Below are 23,069 nucleotides of genomic sequence, written 5' to 3'. Positions count from 1 at the left end.
TTGTTTTATTTTATGAATTAAACATTGGTCTTTTCAACATATACTTTCAGGTCTTTCATTTCCCGCACTATTACGCTTTCTCCTTTTTTAATTTCACCTCCAACAGATTCGGCATTCCATATTTCTCCTTCCAGCATAATAATACCCATAGGGTTGAGTGTTTCCATAGCAATACCGGTAACGCCCCCAAATCCTTCCCTGCCGGTAACTATTTTTCTTCGCTGCGCTTTTAAGCCCATTCCAACAACAAAAAGAAAAAACAAAGCGGTAACCAATGTAGCGGAAAAAATAACAACCCGGGAAATTTTTGCCAGTTCCAGCCCCGATGTGGTGCGGATAAGCATCATTGAACCAAGCAAAAGAGAAACAATGCCACCAATGGTTAATAAGCCGTGACTTACTATTTTAATCTCAAGAATAAAAAGAATTACGCCAAAAACTATGAGCGCCAGTCCCGCATAGTTAACCGGCAGCGAATGCATGGAATAAAAAGCAAGTATTAAACTGATCACACCTACTATGCCCGGCAGCATAGCGCCGGGATTGTATAGTTCAAACATTATTCCATACATGCCCAGCAGCAGCAGAATATACGCAATGCTGGGGTCGCTGATGATATTCAGCATTTTTTCCCAAACGCTCATGCTGTATGTTTGCACTACAGCATTTTTAGTTTGCAGCACATGCGTTCCAAAAGGAAGCTGAATCACTTTTCCATCTATCTGGCTAAGCAAATCTTTTTCAGTAACAGCAATAATATCAATAACATTTTTCTGCAGGGCTTCTGTTTCGGTTATGGAAACACTATTTCTTACCGCGTCTTCAGCCCAGTCAAGATTGCGGTTGCGTTTATCGGCAATGCTGCGTATAAAAGCCGCCGCATCATTGGTTGCCTTACTGTTCATGGTACTGTCCATTTCACCCTGCATGGCTACAGGATGCGCCGCGCCAATATTGGTAGCAGGCGCCATAGCGGCAATATTCGCGGCCATGGTTATAAAAACACCTGCCGAGCCGGCATGGGCGCCACCGGGAGATACATATACGATTACAGGCACCGGAGACACCAGCAGGTCGCTAACAATATTCCTCGTTGAGGTTAATAACCCACCGGGCGTATTGAGGCGGATGATCAGGCATTCTGCTTTTTCCTGACCTGCTTTTTCAATAGCATTATGAATAAAATCCGCGGAAGCGGGATTAATGGTTCCGTCAATTTTTATAGCCATTACCTTCTGCCCAAGTGCAAAAACCGGGAAAAAAAGTATAAGAAAAAAATATAGTAAAAACCGCTTCATACAAAAATACCCAGATGGCAAACCCTGTAAATAACTCTCCTGTGTAATATACTGAATTTCCGGCAGAGTGAAGCAGGATAGCAGGGGTAAATACAAAATATGAAGCGGGAATTTCCAAATACGAAAAAATACAAAGCGCCAAATAATCCATCCCGCAAGCCTCATGAATTTTACCGCTTCCGAATTCTCACATTTCCACATTTTCACATTTTCCTACCATTTCAACTCCAGCTTGTTGTTCTTCCTGTTCACATCCGCCATGCGCCAGGTAGGGTCTATTTCAATGGACTGCACATTCATTAAACGCTGATCCACTTCAAACACATAAACAGGATGCGTCCACTTCCAGGACTCCTTTACAAGCCGGGGAATATCACCTTCCGCGGGCTTTTCTCCAAACATGCTCAACTGCGGTATATATACTGTTGCTTTCGAGCCGTCTTTGTACTGCAATAACACATCTATGGGCATGGGCACCTGCCCTATCATACGCAGGCGTATTTTTGTTTTGCCGCCCTGCTCCCACAAACTGTCTATACTGTAATCAATAGTTTTGGTAGTGCTTACCCAATATTCTTTGTACCAGTCTAATTGTATGCCACTCACCTTTTCGGCTACACGAATAAAATCATTGGCATTGGGGTGTTTAAACCGCCATTGTTTATAATATTCCAGTAAAGTTTTGTCTCTTAACGAGTCGCTTATAATATATCCTAACTGCGCCAGGAATACGGCCCCTTTCGAATAAGCGGCCCTGGCATAGGCAAAATTCGTATTAAAATGGTCGGCATGCGTGGTTAAAGGTTCTTCCAGCCCGCTTTTCACCAGGCTAAAGTACCCGGCATAGCTGCCGGCATGATACAATGGCAGCTCAGTGCCCGCATAAGAAGGTCCGGTAGAAAGTTCGTTACCCCTTACCGGGCTGTTTTTTTGCTGCTTATAAAAAGCGGAAACCAGGTCTTCCGCATACGTAACAAACCCCTCATCTATCCATGCATACAGCGATTCATTGGTAGCCAGCATCATCTGGTACCAACTGTGCATCCATTCGTGAAAAGCAGTACCGAGGCCCGGACCACTCACTAAAGTTGCCATAGGATATTCCATTCCTCCATCACCCCCATGTATAAACGAATATTGTTTATAGGGATATTCACCAAAATGTTTTTCAATGAACGGTAATACTATTACTGCTGCATCGGCTACTTCTTTCCACGCGTTGTCATTAGCGGTATCATTGGGTTTGTTTTTATATAAAACGTGAATGGTGGGACCGTTTGGAATGTCGCGGGTTATATGTTTAAACTCCGTATCGGCTGCCCAAACAAAGTCGTGTACATTAGGCGCGGTAAAACGCCAGGTTAAGGTATTGCCCTGCTGACGAACCACTTTTGTTCCTTTTTTTTCATATCCATACCCTACCTGGTTTGCGTTTTGTAAATAACCGGTACCGCCAATAATATAATTTTTATCGAGGGTAATATTTACTTCATAATCGCCCCATACGCCATAAAACTCCCTTGCCACGTAAGGGGTAGGATGCCAGCCTTCTTCATCATATTCACATAGCTTAGGGTACCACTGACTCATAGAATAACGCACGCCGGTATTGGGGTTATCTCTTCCCGCCCGCCTGATCTGGAGCGGCACCTGCGCTTCAAAGTCCATATCAAATACCACTTTTGATTTAGGCGGTATGGGCTTGGTTAACCGTACTTCCAGGATGGTTTCCTGTACTTTAAACGCCTGGGAAGCACCATTCATTTTCAGAGAAAGAATTTTTTGATACCCGGTCTCATCCGGCTCCAGGTGCCGGATGCGGTCTCTCACGCGGCTGTCCCAATCCTTAATGATCTGATTATCTGCCGTGCGAAATTCAATATTGCCCAGCTCGCGGCTGCGCATATCCATCATGCTGTTGGGCTGAAACGCATTCCAGTATAAATGATAAAACACTTTATACAAAGTATCGGGCGAATTATTCCAGTACTCTAACTTTTGCTTCCCTTTCAGCCGGTTGGTCTGTACATTCATATCAATATCCATCACATACTTCACCTTTTGCTGCCAGCGGTCTGACTGGGCAAAAGCAATAGAATAGCCACTACATAAAAACAATGCTACGAGTAATATCCTGTTCATCCCGGAATAATATTTTATTATTTCAATATAGCCAAAGATAATAAGGCCGCCAGTATACAGCCCGCATTATAAAAATTAAAAGGTGAAAGGCTAAAGAGGGTTTTCCTCTTACCTCCCACCTCTTACTATCTTACTATTCTTACCCTTTACTATCTTACCCTATAATGTAAGATTATCCTTCAGCAACTTTCCCTTCTCATTAAAAAGTAAATTTTTTTGCTGGATATCCGATTTAGCTACACGTATCCGGTATTGTTTTACATCATCGGGCAGTTCAATCTCGTACACGGATTTTATTTCCCATTCCGAATATTTACTCTTTTCAAATCCATCATTTACTTTACGGGAAAGGTCGCTTATTTCCAATTGCTTTTCTGTACTCAGCCATCCTCCCTTTTTATTGAATTTTGCTTCATATTTATTGCCATCCTGCTCAAAACTGGCTACAAATGCGCTCAGGTTATCTCTCCATTCCACATTTTTAGCATCGTCATATTTTTCTGAAAAAGCATTGGTAACTTCCGCAGGTATTTTCCTGATCTGGGCATTAACTGTTTGCATACAACTTACGGCACTGATCAATACGGCTAAAAAAAATAGTCTTTTCATGATGTTGATTTTTTAAATATAGATGCAATTTCATGCCATGAACTTCAATAAACATATTTTGACTGGTAAAAAAAGCTTAAATATGAGTTTATGATTTATGGTTTTATCTGGGTTGCCCCCCTCAGTTTCCCATTTTCAATTAATAAATGTTCTTTTTACTTTTTCTCTTGAAAGAAAAAGTAGCAAAAAAGTTCAAGCACGGATGAGGATACGACACATCCGTGCACACGCCTTGATTTAGCTATGTTACTACTGTAGCTTAAGCTATATATCCCTGATAAATATGCAAAGAGCCTGAAATATTGTTACTTTACGAGATTTATAGTTCCCAACCGCTATTGCATAACATAAAAGTTAGAGAACCATACTGCTTTGCGACTGATCCACCCGATCTTATTTTCACATTTTCAAATTTTCAAATTCTCTCATTGCTCTTTACCACTTACTACTACTACAATCTCTCCTTTTACCGTTTTGGCATTAAAGTAATCGCACACTTCACGCAAACTGCCTCTTTTATTTTCTTCAAACATTTTAGTGAGTTCCCTGCTTACACAACACTGTCTTTCTTCACCAAAAAACTGTATACAGGTTTCTAAGGTTTTCACCAGGCGCATGGGCGATTCATAAAAAACAATGGTGCGTTCTTCTTCGGCCAATTTTTTAAATAAGGTTTGCCGTCCTTTTTTTAATGGTAAAAATCCTTCAAAACAAAACCGGTTGATGGGTAGCCCACTGTTCACCAATGCCGGCACAAATGCCGTAGCCCCTGGCAGGCATTCCACCCTGATATTATTTTTTACGCATTCTCTTACCAGTAAAAACGCGGGATCGGAAATACCCGGTGTGCCCGCATCCGTAAGCATGGCCATAGTTTTACCTGCCAGCATCTGCTCCACCAAATGATGCACTATTTTATGTTCGTTGTGCTGGTGATGCGGTGTAACGGGCTTTAGTATATCGTAGTGCCGGAGCAATACCGATGACGTGCGGGTGTCTTCCGCCAGTATGAGGTCAGCGCTCTTTAAAACCGCTACCGCCCTGAAACTAATGTCGGCAAGATTACCTATCGGAGATGGAACAATGTAAAGCATAATTGCTCCTTTAGGCAGCGGGGGCTACCATTATCTCAAAATATTCCATTACCTGGTTGGCTAACAATTTTTGCGAAGCTTCCTCCGCTATTTTTTTCGCTTCTTCGGCAGATCCCGCTTCTACCTGCAGGGTAATGCGTTTTCCAATGCGAACGTCTTCCACACCTTTCAGTCCCAGATTGCTTAACCCGCTCATTACCGCTTTCCCCTGCGGGTCCAGTAATTCTTTCAGCGGCATAATGTTGATATGAACAGCGTAGGTCATGATGCTATTTTATTTTTGAGCGGCAAAGATAACAGAATGTAGGCGATAAAAATAAGCGGAACCGCAGTCCATCTGAACAATACTACAAGCGATATCGCCAGTATAACCAGTATCCATTTGGACACATTGTTCTTAAAGGAATAATCTTTAAACTTAAGGCTCATAACGGGCATATTAGATACCATTAGCCAGCTCAGCAATAATACTACCGCATACCATATCCATTTATTCAAAAAAATACCGGTAACAGCCGCCACAGAGCTGTGCCAAAAGATAAGCGGAAAGGAAGCAACCAGCAAACCCACAGCAGGCACGGGTACGCCTTTAAAGTGATAGGTTTGCGTTTCATCTAAGTTAAACCTTGCCAAACGCCATGCCGCGGCACAGGGCAACAGCAATGCCGGCAGCAGCCATGCAAAAGAAGCGTCTAACCCGTTTTCCTCCCTTGCCACCGATAAGCGCAAAAACTGGTAAATAATCAGTGCGGGCGCCACGCCAAAGCTTACCACATCCGCCAGCGAATCCAATTGTTTGCCCATACCGGATGTTGTTTTCATTAACCGGGCAACAAAACCATCAAAAAAGTCAACTACCGCCGCCAGGGCAATAAACAACGATGCCAGGAATATTTGCTCCGGCATATTCATCATTTGAACACCATCGCCGGTAGTTACTAAACCAATGCCGCTTTGCAGTATTACAATAATAGCCAAACAACCAAAAACCAGGTTGAGGAGTGTAAATAAATTAGGGATATGCTTCATTAATGGTGCAATTTGTAATACTGTATTATGTAAGCTGGTTCGTTATTTTTTCATCAGGGCTTCTATTTCTCCGGTAGTAATCGGAATTTTCTTCATCAAATCTTTATTGCCATTTTTAGTAACCCAGAAATTATTTTCGATGCGTACGCCAATCTGCTCTTCTTCAATATAAATACCGGGTTCTATGGTAAATACCATGCCTGCCTGTACAGGTTCGGTTCGCGTACCCAGGTCGTGTACATCCACGCCCAGGTGATGCGAAATGCCATGATATAAATATTTCCGGTAAGCCCTGTTTTCCGGGTCTTCATTTTTTATATCCTCTTTCTTCAGCAGGCCAATCTTCAAAAATTGCTTCGTTGCTTCCTCCCCCACTTTTTCGGTATAATCAACCATCGTAATGCCGGGCTTTAAAATAGAAGCGGCGTAATGGTGCAAATGCAAACAGGCATCATACACCACCTTCTGGCGTTTGGTAAACTTTCCGTTTACCGGAACCGTGCGGGTAAGATCGGCGCAATAGCCGCCATATTCCGCCCCAAAATCCATTAATACCAGTTCCCCGTTTTTGCACTCATTATTGTTAGACACATAATGCAGGGTTCTTGCCCTGTCGCCGCTGGCGATGATAGAACCATATGCAGGGCCGGTAGCCCGGTTGCGTAAAAACTCGTGCAAAATTTCCGCTTCTATTTCATATTCCATCACACCCGGACGAATAAACGACAATAAGCGCCTGAACGTTTTTTCCGTTATATCCATGGCCTGCTGCATTACTTCTATTTCAAGCGGTGTTTTAATGCCCCTTAATTCTTTCAATATCCTGGCGCTGCGCCTGTATTCGTGCAAGGGATAGCGGCGCCGCATTTGTCTTGCATAACGGTAATCTCTTACCGGAACTATATTTGTCTTCCTGTCGTTTTCATTTGTATTCAGATACATGCTATCTGCCAAATGGATCCAGGGCTGAAGCAATGCCTCCAGCGTATCTAACCAAACAATTGTTGAAATACCCGATATGGCTTCGGCTTCCTTGGCCCGCAGGCGGCGCCCGTCCCATTTCTCCTTTAGCTCATTGGGACGAACCAGCACCAGCACTTCCCTGTATTTTTTATCGGGGTTGCCCGGAAAAAGAATCAGCATGGAGTCTTCCTGTTCAACACCGGTAAGCCAGTATAAATCCGAATTCTGCTTAAACGGAAAAAGTGCATCGCCATTCGATGGTAATTCATCATTGCTGTTGAATATGGCAATGGCGTTTTTCTCCATACGCGCGGTAAATCTTTTGCGGTTCTGAATAAAGATTTCAGGATTTAACGGCAGATATTTCATGGCATAATGCTTTACCCGGTTGAATAATAACGCAATATCCGCATAAAATGCGGGGTTGCAAAAAATCTGACCTATTCCCCCGTTCCGGAAAATACTAACCCTACTTTTTGCGGCTGAATAAAGCAGTAGTTAAAAAACTAACGATCGTTAGGTTTTTAGAAATTTGATCTTTAGCTTTGCCTTTCAAATTTATCATATGTCAGTACCGGTATTCCTGTTTTCACCTCAAAAGCTTACGCATTACGGATTAAAAGTTTCGGATCATATGCATTACCAGTCCACCCCGGAAGACCTGGTAAACGCAACGCTCCGTTTAAGGCAAGGAGTGCTGAGTAACACCGGTGCACTGGTAGTAAAAACCGGGAAATTTACCGGGCGCAGTCCGCAGGACAGGTTTATAGTAAAAGACAATATCACCGAAAACAGCATTAACTGGAACGATATTAATCAACCGCTGGAAGAACATTACTTCAATATCATCTTCGGGCATATTACCACCTACCTCAATGAGCAACCCGAACTTTGGGTAAGAGATTGCTATGCCTGTGCCAACGCGGACTTCCGGCTCAATATCCGTATCGTAAATGAAAAGCCCTGGATCAATTTATTCGCCTGCAATATGTTCCTCCGGCCAACGGATGGGGAACTGGAATATTTTAGTCCGCACTGGCATATTTTTTCGGCGCCCGGATTGCAATTACCACAGCAAGCATGCGGTATAAGGCAGGGCAACGCGGTGGTGATCAGCTTTAAGCACAAAATGATATTAATAGCCGGAACCGCCTATACGGGCGAAATTAAAAAGGCTGTTTTTTCGGTATTGAATTACCTGCTGCCTGCTGAAAACAAAGTATTGGGTATGCATTGCGCCGCCAATATTGGCGAAAAAGCAGATACCGCTCTTTTTTTCGGATTAAGCGGCACGGGCAAAACCACGCTCAGCACATCGCCGGAACGTAAATTAATAGGAGATGATGAACATGGATGGAGCGATGAAGGTATTTTTAATTTTGAAGGAGGCTGTTACGCCAAATGTTTTGAACTGGAAGAAGAAAAAGAGCCCAACATTTATAAAGCTATACGCTATGGCGCTTTGGTAGAAAATACCCATTTTATTAAAGGGTCGCGGCAAATCAATTTTTTTGATAAAAGCATTACTGAAAACACGCGGGTGTCTTACCCGCTGCATTTTATACCCGGTGGGGCTGAGCCTTCGCGTGGCCCTTCACCCGGTCATATTTTCTTTTTAACCTGCGATGCCTATGGCGTGCTTCCACCCATTTCAAAACTCAATCATGCGCAGGCAATGTATCATTTCATTAGTGGCTATACCGCCAAGGTTGCCGGAACAGAAACGGGTATTACAGAGCCGAAAGTGGTTTTCAGCGCCTGTTTTGGAGCGCCTTTTCTTCCATTGCATCCGGCAGTGTACACGAAAATGCTGGGTGAAAAACTGCAAAAATATGAAGCGGATGTATGGCTGATCAATACCGGCTGGAGTGGAGGCGCTTACGGAACAGGCAAACGTATTCCATTGCGCTATACCCGTGCCATGATCAATGCCGCACTGCAGGGCACTTTAATGAATGTGGTATACAGCACCGATAAATTTTTTGGACTGGCTGTACCCCAAAGCTGCCCGGACGTTCCTTACAGCATCATTAATCCTGAAAGTGCCTGGAATGATAAAAATGCCTACGTGCAAACCGCTAAAAAATTAGCCTGGGCGTTTATTAAAAATTTTGAGCAGTACCCGGATAAGGTTCCTGATGATATAATGGGAGGAGGTCCGGTATTGCTTTAAGCCATAACTTTGCCTATCACCTCTTGTATTATGCCAGCAACAGAAAAAAAGAAAACGCTTATCCTGGGTGCATCGCCCAACCCTCAACGATATAGCTATCTTGCACTTGACCGCCTCCGCAATGCCGGACACGAAGTAGTGGCCATTGGAAAAACGAATGCAATAGTAAAAGATGTTCCTGTTGATACAGCAAAAAAACCATACCCCGGTGTGCATACGGTAACACTCTACCTGAACCCTGCTCACCAGGAAGAATACTACGATTACATTTTATCGCTTCATCCCCAACGGATCATTTTTAATCCCGGTGCGGAAAATGAGGCATTGCAGCGCATTGCCAGTGAAAATGGTATTGAAACAATGGAAGCATGTACATTAGTTTTGCTCAGTACGGGGCAATACTGAAAATACAGATCAGGCAAAATTCAAATCCGGTGGAGGCTGTCAGCGTTCAGCTATGTGTTATGAGCAAAAAAGAAGTACCCAGCCTGTCGTTAGTAGTTATTTGCTGATACCTGATCGCTCGTTCTCCAACAGAATATTAACCTAACGGTAATGAGCATATTCAGAAAAAAACGTACATTGGGAAAACCTATTCATGTATGTTATGGAGAAGATTTAACGGAGAACGTATTCACCTCCCCATCAAAGAAGAAGTAAAGGAAGCCATCATTCGCGAAACGCAAAAGGGCTTTCACTTAAAAGTTTGTATTGGCACAGACTCACAGGTAAAAGGCGCTGAAACGGAATTTGCAACGGTAATCGTATTCCTACGGGAAGGCCGCGGCGGCTTTATGTTCATTCATAACGAAAAAACCGGCAAGCAGTATTCCATTAAGGAAAGAATGCTGGTAGAGGTGGCCAAGAGCATAGAGATCGCTTATGAATTATGTGATCTGTTTACCGAATTTGATGTTGATATGGAAGTGCATGCCGACATCAACACCAATCCTCATTTTAAAAGTAATGAAGCCCTGCGCGAAGCCATGGGCTACATACTGGGGATGGGATTTGCGTTCAAAGCCAAGCCGGAAGCCTTTGCCAGCAGCAGTTGCGCCAATAAGGTGGTTAATTAGGCGTGAGAGGAAAAACGTGAGCGGCGAATAGTGAATAGTGCCTGGCATTTCTTGTCTGACATTTCACATGTATCGTTTTTCGTTTCACATTTCACCCTTGCCTATTCACATCCTGCTTAGGCCCACCTGCTGCAAATGCTTCATTCCATTTTTCTATAGCGTCCAGTATCTTATCTTTACCCAGTTTTTTAACCGTGCTGGTAATGAAATGCGCAGGCAAAAACTGCCAGGTTTTACGCATGGCGCTTAGAAAGGCTTTGATATTTTTACTTACTTCTAATTGCGTTGTTTTATCGGCTTTAGTGAACACTATGCAAAAAGGCACTTCCCATTCGCCCAGGCGGTTCACAAATTCCAGGTCGGCCTTTTGCGGACTATGCCGGCTGTCAATCAATACAAACACATTTACCAGGTTCTCCCTTTTTCGCAGGTACGCTTCAATCATTTCGCTCCAGTTCCTGCGTTGCTGCTGCGATACTTTTGCGAACCCGTAACCCGGCAAATCAACAATATACCATTGCGCTTTACGCTTCCTTTCGGTATCGCTTACCATTTCAAAATGGTTGATCATCTGCGTTTTACCCGGGGTGCCGGAGGTTTTGGCCAGTTTCTGGTTATTGCTCAGCATATTGATCAGTGAAGATTTTCCCACATTACTCCTCCCTATAAAAGCATATTCCGGGCGGTCAGCCTTCGGGCATTGCAAATAACCGGGGCTGCTGATCAGGTAAGTGGCAGAAGTAATAACCATAGGTGCAAGATACAATGAGAAACGGAGGTATGAGCTATCAGCCGTCAGCCAGGAGCTAAAACCACTAACGACAGTCCAGGTATTTCTTTTCTTACCGGAACTTATACCCTGCAACTTGTACCCTGCACCCTGTCTCCTGTCCATTTCCCAACTTTACAGGTTCAATACTTTCAAATCAGGATTCAGGATGTACATTTGCCAACAATTATATACTATAACCTTAAAAATTCTGGCATGGCAGAAAAAATTAAAGTGGCTAATCCGGTAGTTGAACTGGATGGAGATGAAATGACAAGGATCATATGGAAGTTTATTAAAGACAAGCTGATCCTGCCTTATCTTGACATTGATATTAAATACTACGACCTAGGTATTGAACACCGCGATCAAACCAACGACCAGGTAACCATAGAGGCAGCTTCTGCTATTAAACAATATGGTGTTGGCATTAAATGCGCCACCATTACGCCCGATGAAGCAAGGGTTAAAGAATTTAACCTGAAACAAATGTGGAAAAGCCCGAACGGCACTATCCGGAATATACTGGATGGCACGGTTTTTCGCGAACCCATTGTAATGAAAAATGTTCCCAGGCTGGTAACCAACTGGACGGCGCCTATTATTGTTGGCCGTCATGCTTTTGGCGACCAGTACCGGGCAACCGATACCGTAATCAAAGGCAAAGGGAAACTCACCATGACCTTCACTCCAGAAGACGGCAGCGCACCTGAAGTTTTTGAAGTGTTCGATTTTAAGGGAGGCGGCGTAGCCCTGAGCATGTACAATACAGATGAAAGCATACAAGGTTTTGCCAGGAGCTGCTTCAATATGGCGTTAAGCAAGCAATGGCCATTATATCTTTCTACAAAGAACACGATCCTTAAAAAATACGATGGAAGGTTTAAAGATATTTTCCAGGATATTTATGAGCAGGAGTTTAAAGCGCAGTTTGAAGCGGCAGGCATTGTATACGAACACCGTCTGATTGACGACATGGTAGCCAGCGCCTTAAAATGGAACGGTAATTTTGTATGGGCCTGTAAAAACTATGATGGCGATGTGCAAAGTGATTCTGTTGCGCAGGGATTTGGCTCTTTAGGCTTAATGACATCGGTACTCATTACCCCCGATGGTAAAACGCTGGAAGCAGAAGCGGCACATGGAACCGTTACCCGTCACTTCCGCGATCACCAGGCAGGGAAACCCACTTCTACCAATCCCATTGCTTCTATTTTTGCATGGACAAGAGGCTTGGCCTTCCGCGGAAAGTTAGACAATAACCAGCAGCTTATTGATTTCAGTCACGCGCTGGAAGCGGTTTGTATAGAAACGGTAGAAGGCGGTAAAATGACAAAGGACCTTGCCATTTGTATACATGGCAATAAAGTAAAGCTTGGCGAACATTATCTCAACACCGAAGATTTCTTAGAAGCCATCAATAATAATCTTTCGGCGAAGCTGAAATAAAAACGGGCATAATTACTTTTTTGTAAAATACGCTATTTAAAGAAATAATTTCAGATGGCGCGTCAACAAAAAACAATCCTGTACCTGTAATGTATAGTTGAAAGCATATCAAATTTCATTAAAGACTAAAGTGCATCACAATAAACCGGTGCACTTTTTCTTTATGCCTGTCTTGCGCGTTACGGCATGCTAACCGCTTTGTAACAGCAGAACACAACCCATACCAGTAAGGGGTTTCCACCGGCTTTTATTTTTCCCCCCTATAGAATAGCACAAAAATACTACCTTCGCAGCATTCTATCTTGCCGCCAGTACTCCATACTACCTGACCTGTGAGAAGTACTGTCTTTGCACCGTTTTTTTATTATTGTTTTAATTACATTACCGTATGGCTGATATTTTTGAAAGACTAACAAAGAACTACGGGCCTTTGGGCCAGCATCGTGAACGTGCGCATGGCTATTTCGCTTTTCCGAAATTAGAAGGAGACATTGGCAACCATATGACCTTTCGGGGAAAAGATATGATTGTATGGAGCCTGAACAATTATCTTGGGCTGGCTAACCACCCGGAGGTACGAAAAACGGATGCCGAAGCCGCGGCGCAATTTGGGCTTGCACTACCCATGGGCGCCCGTATGATGAGCGGCAATACCCACTATCATGAACAATTAGAAAGTGAGCTGGCCGAGTTTGAGCAAAAAGAAGACGCTGTTTTACTGAACTATGGTTACCAGGGCATGGTAAGCATTATAGATGTATTGTGCAACCGGCATGATGTGATTGTATATGACGCGGAAAGCCACGCCTGCATTATTGATGGCGTACGGCTGCACGCGGGACAAAGATTTGTTTTTAAACACAATAATATAGCCGACTTTGAAAAGCAACTGCAGCGTGCCGAAGCTTTAATTAAAAAACAAAACGGAGGGGGAATACTGGTTATTACGGAAGGCGTGTTTGGCATGGCCGGTGACCAGGGAAAATTAAAAGAAATTACCGCGCTTAAAGATAAATACGCATTCAGGCTACTGGTGGATGATGCACACGGGTTTGGCACATTGGGTAAAACCGGTGCGGGAGCGGGAGAAGAGCAGGGCGTGCAGGATAAAATTGATCTTTATTTTTCTACTTTCGCAAAGTCAATGGCTTCCATAGGCGCTTTTGTTGCCGGCGATAAACCCATTGTAGATTATATCCGCTATAATATCCGCAGCCAGATCTTTGCCAAAAGTTTACCTATGCCCTTAGTTATGGGTAACCTTAAACGGCTTGAACTGTTGCGTTCGCACCCCGAACTAAAAGAACAGTTGTGGAAAAACGCGCTTTCCCTTCAAAAAGGACTGAAAGATAAAGGATTTGATACCGGCAATACAGATTCCGTTGTTACCCCGGTATATATGAAAGGCGGCGTGGAAGAAGCTACCGCAATGGTAATGGATCTAAGAGAAAACTATGGTATCTTTTGTTCTATTGTGGTATATCCTGTTATTCCCAAAGGACATATCATTTACAGGCTTATTCCTACCTCTACACATACACAGGAAGATATTGAACAAACGCTGAATGCATTTGAGGAAACAAAGAAAAAATTAGATATCGGATTGTATAAAGTAGCTGAAATTCCCGCGATGGCTGATGTGTAGGAAGAAACCAGCCTGGGAGAATATAGCCTAACACCTCATTCGCTGTGTTCTCCTTTTCATTACCATTCATTTATACCGCATGCTACTATCCTTTAATCAATCTCAACAAGCTGTTAACGGAAGCATTGTGTTTGCAGGCGATGTGGGCGCCACCAAAACCAATCTTGCTTTATACAGGATAGAAAACAACAACTATCACTTATTGCAGGAAGCAAAGCTGGTGTCGAAAGACTATAATAACATCACTGAACTTACCCGGCAGTTTACCCTGCATACTCCGCAACCGGATGCCATTTGCTTTGGCGTTGCCGGACCGGTATTGAACGGGCATGCCACGCTCTCTAATTTACGATGGGAGATAGACATAAAAGAAATTTCGGCGCAATACCCAACCGCGAATGTTCATCTTATTAATGACCTGAAGGCAACCGCTTACGGCCTGGCGGTGCTTGGGGAAAATGATGTAAAAGTTATTCATGAAGGCAGTGCAATGCCTGTGGGAAATGCCGCTGTAATAGCACCCGGCACAGGGCTTGGCGAAGCAGGTATGTACTGGGACGGAAAATATTTTCATCCTTTTGCAACAGAAGGAGGACATGCCGATTTTGCCGCCAGGAACAACCTCGATTTTGAATTATACACTTTTCTGCAGCAACAATTTAAGCATGTGAGCTGGGAAAGATTAGTATGCGGTCCGGGCATTGTAAACATGTATAGGTTTTTTCGGGATGTAAAGAAAATGGAGGAACCCGGCTGGCTGGCGCAAAAGATGCGCAATGCAGATGAGGCGGCTACCATTAGTGAATGTGTTGAACAAAGCATGCTTTGCAAAACAACCATGCAGCATTTTGTGCGCTACCTGGCTTATGAATCTGCCAACTTAGTATTAAAACTAAATGCCACAGGCGGGCTGTTTATAGGCGGAGGTATAGCGCCGCAAATCATTCATCTTTTGGAGAACGATGCGTTTTATACTTCATTCCGGCAGAGCGGGCGATTGAATTTTTTATTAGAGAAAGTTCCTGTAAAATTAATATTAAACGCAAAAACGGCATTGCTTGGAGCGGCTTATTACGCCGCAACACAATGATTCGCGCCTGCGAAACGAAAATTAAACTGCCGCGCGGCAACTACTTATTCCTCGTCCTCCTTATTTGCCGGGATAACCAAAAGCGGAATAGTGGTATGATACGACATCCTCCTGGTAACACTCGGACGAAAGACCCTGTCCCACAAGCTCCGCTGGTAGGTAATCATAGCCAGTATGTCTATATCATTGTTTTTGATATAATCCTGCAAAGCATCTTCAAACTTATGTCCGAAAAGGTGGCTGGTAATGATTGATTCCGTATTAAGCTGTTTCTTTAGCTTTCTCTCATAGTCTGCCATATTCATACCGTGCTCTAAAAACAGGGCAGCATCGGCAGTATCTTCATCGGTAAATATTACGGCATGCAAAGTAGCTTTAAAAGCGTTTCTCAAACCAATTATGTGTTCCAGCACGTGCCTGTCTTCCTCGAAAAAGCTGGTGGCTAATAAAATTTTCGCGGGAACCTTCCAGTTATATTCATAAGGTATAACCAGTACAGGTATTTTGGCTTTGCCCGTTAAACCGGCTGTTTTACTTCCCCATATGCTATCTTTTAAACCGTTTATTCCAAAAGTACCCATTACTATAAGCTCAATATTCTTTTCTTTACTCAGTTCCAGAATATTTTCATCTACGGCACCTTCCCGGAGAAAGGTTCGTATTTCTACAGACTCCGTTTCTGCGATGCTTGTTTTAACCTGGTCCAGCCGTTTTTGAACTTCTTCTAAGATGGTACTGTGTTTTTCCTGTGCTATATCCACACGTTCGCCATATAAACTGTCTGTTCTGTCCACCACATGAAGCAGGTTAATTTCAATAGGGTAAAATTTAGCGGTTTGTACTGCAAAATTTAAAGCATTTGCCGCACAGGAAGAAAAGTCAGTTGGTACAAGTATTTTTTTCATTACCGTTTGAAAATTTATGAAGTTTTATGTGATGATGCACTTAGGTTCACTGGAATACTATTAATGAACTGACCGGGTAAATTTTGCGAAACCGCCGGTGCAGACATTTCTGTATGCCTTATTTTACCTCCCAGGTAACTGGCTCTTGCGGTTAAAACAAAAGTAATAATAGCAAAGATCAATACGATAATTGAAACAGGCGATGCCATTTTTTTATTTTTCACTTCTGCATAAAACCCAAACACGGCTAAAATTCCCATGGCTCCGATCAGGTAAATAGCTGTTTCTCCGGCTTCTTCATGGTCATGGATCAACGTTTTGGATATTCCCTCAATTTTTTCTGCCACATCTTCTGCCGCTTCACCCGTATTAAACGTAACGAGTCCGCCTAAGCTCGCGGCCAGGAATAAAAAATAAGCTACCATCTTTATTTCCTTCTTCCGGGAGATAATACCCCATATCAGTATTATAATACCAAAAATTATTGCCAATACCGGAATATGGTTGGTGAGCAGATGCATATAAGCCTGGTTCATATATGTGATTTAAGTGATAAGAAATATTTTGTTAAAGCTACTTTGGATACCTTCTCTTTACCAAAACTTTGATCAGGAGAAAAGATGAGATCAATCAACATTTGCACAAAAAGGAAACTCAGTCCGCTTGTGATTTTTGCAGCGCTTCTTTTGCCTGTTTCCTTTCAAGCTTTCTGAAATAACCACGAACCAAAAAACTATGCTTCATTCCCTCCATAACCTCATTAAAATGCTGCGTGCTTTGCTGAATATTATCAAGGCTGACCGTAATGGATTTAACGATGGCAGAATCTTTAAGCAAAGCGTTAACAGCGCCTTTCCCATCGTTAATATCATGTTTAATGCCATTAGCAACGAGGGAAAGTTCTTTTGCCAGTGTATCTGCCTGGACGGCAACCTGTTTAATCCGCACTATGGCTTCGTTCAGGTTTTCTGCAAAAGAAGTGTCTGTTAATATAGCGCCCAGCGACCCCTTTCCACTTTTTACATCCAGCACCATATTATCCAAATCGGTCAGCATCGTATTTGCCTTAGCGGCGGCCGCCCTTATATTTACCATTGACGCGCTTACATTTCGCGATAATGAACTGTCGGCTAACAATGCCCATAAAGCAGGGCTGTTGTTTATCCGCAGCAAAGCACCTTTAAGTTCGGCGGCAACCACCGCAAGATCATCGTTTGTGCCGGAAAGCGTATTCACCATGCCATTCATATCAACCGAGGGCTGTGTTACCAGCACATCGCCCGGGCTAATGAGGTCTGCATCGCCTGGCGCAGGCGTAATATTAAGCACTTTATTTCCCATCAGTCCGTCTGTTGCAATAGTAACCTTTGCGTTTTTACGGATATATTGTTTCATCTTATTTTCAATGAGCAGTTCCACTTCTATCTGCTCATCATTCAAAATAGTTATTTTCTTTACCGTGCCTACCTGTATACCGGCATACCGCACATTGTTCCCCGGCGTTAACCCCTGCACATTTCCAAAATGAGCCTTCACGGCAAACGTAGCACCAAAGATGTTTTTGTTTTTACCAATCATGTACAAAAGCAGGATCAGGAAAGTTAGTGCGGCCAATACAAATATACCCAGCTTAAGATTTGAAAATGATTTTGTTGCCATAACAGTTTATTCAAAAAACGCTTTTATCGCAGGATCTTTCGATTGTACCAGCTCATCGTAAGTGCCCTCCCTGTAGTTCCGTCCGTTTATCAGCATAACCACCCGGTCTGCCACCATGCGCACACAATTCATATCATGAGAAATGATCAGTGAAGCCGCATGATACTTTTGCTGTACTTCCTTGATCAAATCAATAATCTCCCTGCTGGTAATAGGATCTAACCCCGTAGTGGGTTCATCGTACAGGATAATAGCAGGCTTCAGTATCAAAGTCCTAGCCAACGCTATCCTTTTGCGCATACCGCCTGATAATTCTGCCGGCATCATATCAATGGTATGTGCCAGTTTAACATCTGCCAGCGCATCCTTTACCAATTGATCAACTCCCCCCTGCTTTAGACTAATGGAATGCCGCCTCAGCGGAAATTCCAGGTTCTGCCTTACCGTCATTGAATCGTATAAGGCATTGCTCTGAAACAAAAAACCGATCTTCATCCTGATCTTGTCCAGTCCTTCATCGTTCAGCTCCGGAATATTTTCACCCAGCACTTTAATGGTGCCGCTGTCGGGCCTGAGCAAACCAATAATACATTTGATCAGCACCGATTTACCCGAGCCTGACTTTCCCAATACTACCACATTTTCGCTATTATGTAAGCTTACATTGCAATCAATAAGCACCTTGTGACTGCCAAACGATTTGTACAAATTACGAACCACCAGTACCGCTTCACCCCGCATAAGGTTTTGTTCCCGCTTTTCTATGTCTTCCGTTATATGCATATGTTTTTAATTCAGCCCCAGCACATCGGTTACCTGTACTGCAATAAGATCAATAATAAATATGAGTACAGAAGACAGCACTACGGCCGAATTGGCCGATTGCCCCACACCCTCCGTTCCCTTTTTGGAATAATATCCTTTATAGCAACCTACTATCCCTACCGCAAAACCGAAAAAAAAGGATTTAACAAAAGCCGGAAGCACATCGCCAAAGGAAAGATTCCGGAATACTTTTGTCCAGAACAGGTCAAAACTGGTAACTCCGCTCATATTTACGCCCAGGTAAGTTCCGTATAGCGCCACCGCATCACCCAGCATAACGAGCAGTGGCAGTGTAAAAGTAGCCGCCAAAACCCTTGTTACCACCAGGTATTTAAAAGGATTGGTACCGGATACTTCCATAGCGTCTATTTGTTCCGTTACTTTCATAGAACCCAGTTCCGCCCCAATGCTGCTGGCAATTTTTCCCGCAAAAATAAGTGCAGTAATAACCGGGCCAATTTCACGAATAATGGCAATGCCTACCATAGCAGGTAACTGCGATTCCACACCATAATCTATCAAAAAAGGCCGTATTTGCAATGTTAACACCAGCCCCATAATAAAAGTGGTGAGCATTACCAGCGGCAGGGATTTATAGCCAATGATAAAACATTGCCTGAAAAATTCTGCTGTTTCATAGTGGGGCTTAAACCATTGAGAAAATAACCTGCCGGTAAAACGGGCTATTTCTCCTGCTTCTTCAAAAAAGTTTTTCCAGAACCGGGAACGCAACATACTTTAAAAATACTCAAATATTACAGCACGGCCACATATGGTATTCATTTCAAATCATCCTCACGTACGTAAAGTACTCCCGTTAAGGTAATAAAAGCAAAAACATAGTTCAGTCTGTTCGGCTTACTATACAAAACCGGGCAATTCAACCCGGTTACCTTTTGTGATTACAGCTATATGGAAATAAGCATACGGCAGAACTGATCGCCTGGTAAACTAATAAACAATTATCTTGTCTATCGTGCGGATGCATTCCTTATCTGATTTAGGAAAATTAAACCGGAGTATACCTGCCCTGTATTCAGCTCTTACAAAATCCGCATCAATATATTTGGGCAAAATAACAGCATGCTCAAAACAATCGCAGCAGCCTTCGTGCAAATGATACCCGGATTGCTCACCGGATTGCGTGTTCGGGCATAAGCCGTATATGTTTAGTTTATTCCCTTCAAACGTAACCATAAAGTTTTCCTTACTATAGCCCGGAACTTCAATTTCAATACTGTAGCAACATGAAGTTTCGTTGATCATTAGGGAAGGTTTCAGTTTTTTATCGGATGCTTTTTTTAGCTGCTGCATCACTTTTGACCAGTTATACGCAGGCGGATGATAGGCCCCGGGGTATTCATGAGAATCCGTTTTAGGTTGATTGCTGAATGTGATCATATGAACGCGGTATATGTAGTGAATAATTTTGCATGTCTGCATATTACCCTCTTTTATAGAAACAAAATATGACTACCTTACTGAAGCTTTATGATCCTCATCATCATGCACTTTTAAACCCGAATTGAACTACGTTTACAATAAAATCTATATTTACAAAAAGACTGTATTTTGAAAACCGGATATGCTACAGGCAGCATCATAAAAAATAAAAAGCGTTGGCCGGTTGAAAAAAAGCGGTCCACCGAAGGATATACCACGAATAATACCGTAAGGTTTATTCGCGGCGGAGCTGCGTATTTTAACCAGATGCTGCAGATGATTGACCAGGCAAAGCAAAGCATACACTTACAGACTTATATTTTTGATGATGATGCAACCGGCAGATTAGTAGGGGACGCGCTGAAAAAAGCCGCGCAAAGAGGCGTTAATGTATATATGATGGCCGATGGTTATGCATCCAGGGCCTTATCGGGGTCATTTATCCATGAGCTCATAACAGCGGGCGTGCATTTTCGTTTTTTTGAGCCCCTGATCCGGAGTAAGCATTTCTATTTTGGCAGGCGGCTGCATCATAAAATTATAGTAGCAGATACCCAATGCGCCATGGTAGGCGGTTTAAATATTACGGAACGGTATAACGACCGGCCGGGCTATACGGCATGGCTGGATTTTGCCGTATGGGTGAAGGGAGAGATTGTAAAAGAACTATGTACGCTTTGCTGGAAAACATGGAAAGGATTTCCGGTAAAAACAGGCGTATTACCCTGTGAACAGGAATACCTGTACACTCCCCCCATTACCGGAACTACAAGCCGGGTACGCATGCGCATTAACGATTGGGTGCGCAATAAAAATGAAATATCGGGCAGCTACATGGAAATGCTGAAAACCGCGCAATCGCATGTAGTTATTTTATGCAGCTATTTTTTGCCCGGTGCAATGTTCAGGAAAAAACTTTCACTTGCCGCGAAAAGAGGGGTAAAGATCAAAATCATTCTGGCCGGGTTATCAGATATAAAACTGGCAAAGTATGCCGAGCGATATATTTATGACTGGTTATTGCGGAACAATATTGCCATTTACGAGTACCAGGGAAATGTTTTGCATGGTAAGGTGTCGGTTTGTGATAGCGCATGGTTAACTATTGGCTCCTATAATATTAATAATATCAGCGCTCATGCCAGCATTGAGCTAAACCTTGATATACGCGACCAGCATTTTGCGGCGGAAGTGGAGGCAGTATTTGAAGCTATTATTGAAAAGGAATGCATTCATGTAACAAGGGAAAGGCTTATTCAAAAACGCAGCCTGCTGAAGCGTTTTATATGGTGGTGCTCCTATCAAACCGTTAAAGGACTGATCTATCTTTTTACCTTCTATTTCAGGAAAAGAAATTAAGGAAATACAAAGCGCCGAGAACCAAATGATAAGAACCAAACCCGTCCGCAGTGGCGGATAAAATTCAAATACTAAATCAGAAACTACAAATCTGAAATTCTAAGGAGAAGAGAAAGGCGAGAGGTGAAAGAAGGCGTATTCATTCTATCGTTAGTAGCTACTCACCTGATGCCTGGTACCTCTTACCTGAAACCTACTTCCCCTTCATCTTTCCATAATCCATCACTATATTACAAAACGCTTTTACTCCTGTATCCAGCCTGCTGTCGTCTATATAAAAATCGGGTGTATGGTGTGCCGCGGCCTTTTTAGGGTCCTGCCCTGCAGGCATCCCACCCAGGAAGAAAAAGAAGGCCGGCGCTTTATCGCCGAAAAAGGAAAAATCTTCCGCGCCTGTTGTCCATTCGGTTTCATATACCTTTTCTTTTCCGGCGGCGGCTTCTAATGAAGGAAGCATCAGCTTCACCAAAGCAGGGTTGTTGTACGTTACTTTTGTTTTGGTATCAATGGCTACTTCTGCCGTGGCGCCGCCGGCAGCGGCAATATGATTGACGGTTTTGCGTATTCTTTCATGCACATCCTTATGCATATCCTCATCCAGGGTCCTGATGGTTCCTTCCATGATGAGCTCCTCGGGAATGATATTACTCCTTACACCACTGTGTATTTTACCCACGGTAATTACCACCGGCGCTTTGGTAAGGTTTTGCTGGCGGCTTACAATGGTTTGTAAGCCCTGGATGATCTGTGACGCAATTACAATAGGGTCTACCCCGCTCCATGGCTGGGAGCCATGAGATTGCTTTCCTTTCACCTTAATGGTAAACCAGTCGCTTGCAGCCATTTCGGCGCCTGACTTATATTTTATTTCTCCAACAGGTGTTGCCGAATTAATATGCAACCCGAAAATGGCATCCACTTTCGGGTTGTCCATTACCCCTTCTTTGATCATTAAAGGCGCCCCGCCTTCTTCATCACCGGGCGGACCTTCTTCCGCAGGCTGGAAAATAAATTTCACAGTGCCGGAAATGTCTTTTTTCATGGAGCTTAACACAGCCGCTGTTCCCATTAATATAGCCATATGGCTGTCGTGGCCACAAGCATGCATAACCGGTACCGTTTCTCCAAGATATTCTCCTTCCGCTTTTGAAGCAAAAGGAATATCCACTCTTTCCTTAACCGGCAATCCGTCCATATCGGCCCTTAAAGCAATAACAGGACCAGGCTTACCACCTTTTAAAATACCTACTACGCCGGTTCTGGCGATGCCGGTTTGTACCTCCAGTCCAAGTTTTTTAAAATGGACGGTAATATATTCCGCTGTTTTAATTTCCCTGTTCGATAGTTCAGGATGTTCATGCAAATATCTCCGCCACTGAATCATTTCCGGAAGTATCGCGCCGGTTTTAGCAGCAACCTGCTCCTTAAAGTTCTGCCCCGAAACAGGCGCACAGCTTATTACCAGTAGTATTACAAAAGAAAAATATTTTTTCATACGCTACTATTTACATTTTTGAAAGTAGGATTTTTTTACGAACCGG

22 protein-coding genes are annotated in these 23,069 nt (G+C 43.2%); 7 read left to right on the top strand and 15 right to left on the bottom strand.

Annotation, left to right across the window (positions count from 1 at the left end; all coding sequences use genetic code 11):
- Positions 1-17: 17 nt before the first annotated feature.
- The 7 genes from VL121_RS12070 to VL121_RS12040 all read right to left on the bottom strand — a co-directional run bounded on the left by VL121_RS12070 (position 18) and on the right by VL121_RS12040 (position 7,504).
- Positions 18-1,298 carry an NfeD family protein gene (locus tag VL121_RS12070; protein WP_325405597.1) on the bottom strand — a complete coding sequence of 427 codons (1,281 nt, stop codon included), beginning with the start codon at positions 1,296-1,298 and terminating at the stop codon, positions 18-20.
- Between the two features lie 213 nt (positions 1,299-1,511).
- Positions 1,512-3,440 carry a M1 family metallopeptidase gene (locus VL121_RS12065; protein ID WP_325405595.1) on the bottom strand — a complete coding sequence of 643 codons (1,929 nt, stop codon included), beginning with the start codon at positions 3,438-3,440 and terminating at the stop codon, positions 1,512-1,514.
- 159 nt (positions 3,441-3,599) lie between these two features.
- Positions 3,600-4,049, bottom strand: a complete 450-nt coding sequence (locus VL121_RS12060) for a PepSY-like domain-containing protein (protein WP_325405593.1) — start codon at positions 4,047-4,049, stop codon at positions 3,600-3,602.
- A gap of 425 nt (positions 4,050-4,474) precedes the next feature.
- Positions 4,475-5,143: a 16S rRNA (cytidine(1402)-2'-O)-methyltransferase gene (gene rsmI / locus VL121_RS12055; protein WP_325405591.1), complete on the bottom strand. Its 669-nt coding sequence runs from the start codon at positions 5,141-5,143 to the stop codon at positions 4,475-4,477.
- 10 nt (positions 5,144-5,153) lie between these two features.
- Complete coding sequence (purS, locus tag VL121_RS12050; protein ID WP_325405589.1) at positions 5,154-5,408, bottom strand: phosphoribosylformylglycinamidine synthase subunit PurS; 255 nt, start codon at positions 5,406-5,408, stop codon at positions 5,154-5,156.
- The gene (locus VL121_RS12045; RefSeq protein ID WP_325405587.1) at positions 5,405-6,172 is read right to left on the bottom strand and encodes a CDP-alcohol phosphatidyltransferase family protein; all 768 of its coding nucleotides are present in this window, start codon (positions 6,170-6,172) and stop codon (positions 5,405-5,407) included. Before VL121_RS12045 ends, purS begins: the two co-directional genes overlap by 4 nt.
- A 42-nt stretch (positions 6,173-6,214) precedes the next feature.
- Positions 6,215-7,504, bottom strand: coding sequence for an aminopeptidase P family protein (locus tag VL121_RS12040; RefSeq protein ID WP_325405585.1), 1,290 nt, complete (start codon positions 7,502-7,504; stop codon positions 6,215-6,217).
- 196 nt (positions 7,505-7,700) lie between these two features.
- Here VL121_RS12040 and pckA point away from each other — a divergent pair, with 196 nt between their 5' ends.
- The 3 genes from pckA (at position 7,701) to VL121_RS12025 (ending at position 10,384) form a co-directional block, all read left to right on the top strand.
- Positions 7,701-9,308 carry a phosphoenolpyruvate carboxykinase (ATP) gene (gene pckA, locus VL121_RS12035; protein ID WP_325405583.1) on the top strand — a complete coding sequence of 536 codons (1,608 nt, stop codon included), beginning with the start codon at positions 7,701-7,703 and terminating at the stop codon, positions 9,306-9,308.
- Positions 9,309-9,338: 30 nt separating this feature from the next.
- Entirely contained in the window at positions 9,339-9,713 is a 375-nt protein-coding gene (locus VL121_RS12030) for a CoA-binding protein (protein WP_325405581.1), read from the top strand.
- Between the two features lie 197 nt (positions 9,714-9,910).
- On the top strand, positions 9,911-10,384 hold the full coding sequence (locus VL121_RS12025) for a ribonuclease H-like YkuK family protein (protein ID WP_325405579.1): 474 nt from the start codon (positions 9,911-9,913) through the stop codon (positions 10,382-10,384).
- A gap of 91 nt (positions 10,385-10,475) precedes the next feature.
- On the opposite strand, the gene yihA is transcribed toward VL121_RS12025, so the two are convergent.
- Positions 10,476-11,279: a ribosome biogenesis GTP-binding protein YihA/YsxC gene (gene yihA, locus VL121_RS12020; protein ID WP_325405577.1), complete on the bottom strand. Its 804-nt coding sequence runs from the start codon at positions 11,277-11,279 to the stop codon at positions 10,476-10,478.
- Between the two features lie 90 nt (positions 11,280-11,369).
- On the opposite strand from yihA, the gene VL121_RS12015 reads away from it, so the two are divergent.
- From VL121_RS12015 to glk, 3 genes are all read left to right on the top strand, one after another.
- Entirely contained in the window at positions 11,370-12,602 is a 1,233-nt protein-coding gene (locus VL121_RS12015; protein WP_325405575.1) for an isocitrate dehydrogenase (NADP(+)), read from the top strand.
- Positions 12,603-12,990: 388 nt separating this feature from the next.
- Positions 12,991-14,247 (top strand): aminotransferase class I/II-fold pyridoxal phosphate-dependent enzyme, encoded by a 1,257-nt coding sequence (locus VL121_RS12010; RefSeq protein WP_325405573.1) that lies wholly within the window; start codon positions 12,991-12,993, stop codon positions 14,245-14,247.
- A 79-nt stretch (positions 14,248-14,326) separates the two neighbouring features.
- Positions 14,327-15,337 carry a glucokinase gene (gene glk / locus VL121_RS12005; protein WP_325405571.1) on the top strand — a complete coding sequence of 337 codons (1,011 nt, stop codon included), beginning with the start codon at positions 14,327-14,329 and terminating at the stop codon, positions 15,335-15,337.
- 44 nt (positions 15,338-15,381) lie between these two features.
- Here glk and VL121_RS12000 read toward each other — a convergent pair whose 3' ends face one another.
- From VL121_RS12000 to VL121_RS11975, 6 genes are all read right to left on the bottom strand, one after another.
- Complete coding sequence (locus tag VL121_RS12000; protein WP_325405569.1) at positions 15,382-16,242, bottom strand: universal stress protein; 861 nt, start codon at positions 16,240-16,242, stop codon at positions 15,382-15,384.
- A gap of 14 nt (positions 16,243-16,256) precedes the next feature.
- Complete coding sequence (locus VL121_RS11995; protein ID WP_325405567.1) at positions 16,257-16,778, bottom strand: DUF2231 domain-containing protein; 522 nt, start codon at positions 16,776-16,778, stop codon at positions 16,257-16,259.
- A 118-nt stretch (positions 16,779-16,896) separates the two neighbouring features.
- Positions 16,897-17,901, bottom strand: a complete 1,005-nt coding sequence (locus VL121_RS11990) for an MlaD family protein (RefSeq protein WP_325405565.1) — start codon at positions 17,899-17,901, stop codon at positions 16,897-16,899.
- A gap of 6 nt (positions 17,902-17,907) precedes the next feature.
- Positions 17,908-18,684 (bottom strand): ABC transporter ATP-binding protein, encoded by a 777-nt coding sequence (locus VL121_RS11985; RefSeq protein WP_325405563.1) that lies wholly within the window; start codon positions 18,682-18,684, stop codon positions 17,908-17,910.
- 6 nt (positions 18,685-18,690) lie between these two features.
- Positions 18,691-19,461 carry an MlaE family ABC transporter permease gene (locus tag VL121_RS11980; protein WP_325405561.1) on the bottom strand — a complete coding sequence of 257 codons (771 nt, stop codon included), beginning with the start codon at positions 19,459-19,461 and terminating at the stop codon, positions 18,691-18,693.
- Positions 19,462-19,677: 216 nt separating this feature from the next.
- Positions 19,678-20,127, bottom strand: coding sequence for an Hsp20/alpha crystallin family protein (locus tag VL121_RS11975; RefSeq protein WP_325405558.1), 450 nt, complete (start codon positions 20,125-20,127; stop codon positions 19,678-19,680).
- A gap of 171 nt (positions 20,128-20,298) precedes the next feature.
- Here VL121_RS11975 and VL121_RS11970 point away from each other — a divergent pair, with 171 nt between their 5' ends.
- Complete coding sequence (locus VL121_RS11970) at positions 20,299-21,528, top strand: phospholipase D-like domain-containing protein (RefSeq protein WP_325405556.1); 1,230 nt, start codon at positions 20,299-20,301, stop codon at positions 21,526-21,528.
- 193 nt (positions 21,529-21,721) lie between these two features.
- Here VL121_RS11970 and VL121_RS11965 read toward each other — a convergent pair whose 3' ends face one another.
- Positions 21,722-23,023 carry an amidohydrolase gene (locus tag VL121_RS11965; RefSeq protein WP_325405554.1) on the bottom strand — a complete coding sequence of 434 codons (1,302 nt, stop codon included), beginning with the start codon at positions 23,021-23,023 and terminating at the stop codon, positions 21,722-21,724.
- Positions 23,024-23,069: the final 46 nt, after the last annotated feature.

It is taken from the genome of Agriterribacter sp., assembly GCF_035497235.1.
Lineage (GTDB): Bacteria > Bacteroidota > Bacteroidia > Chitinophagales > Chitinophagaceae > Agriterribacter.
This window is presented reverse-complemented; position numbering and strand designations above follow the sequence as displayed.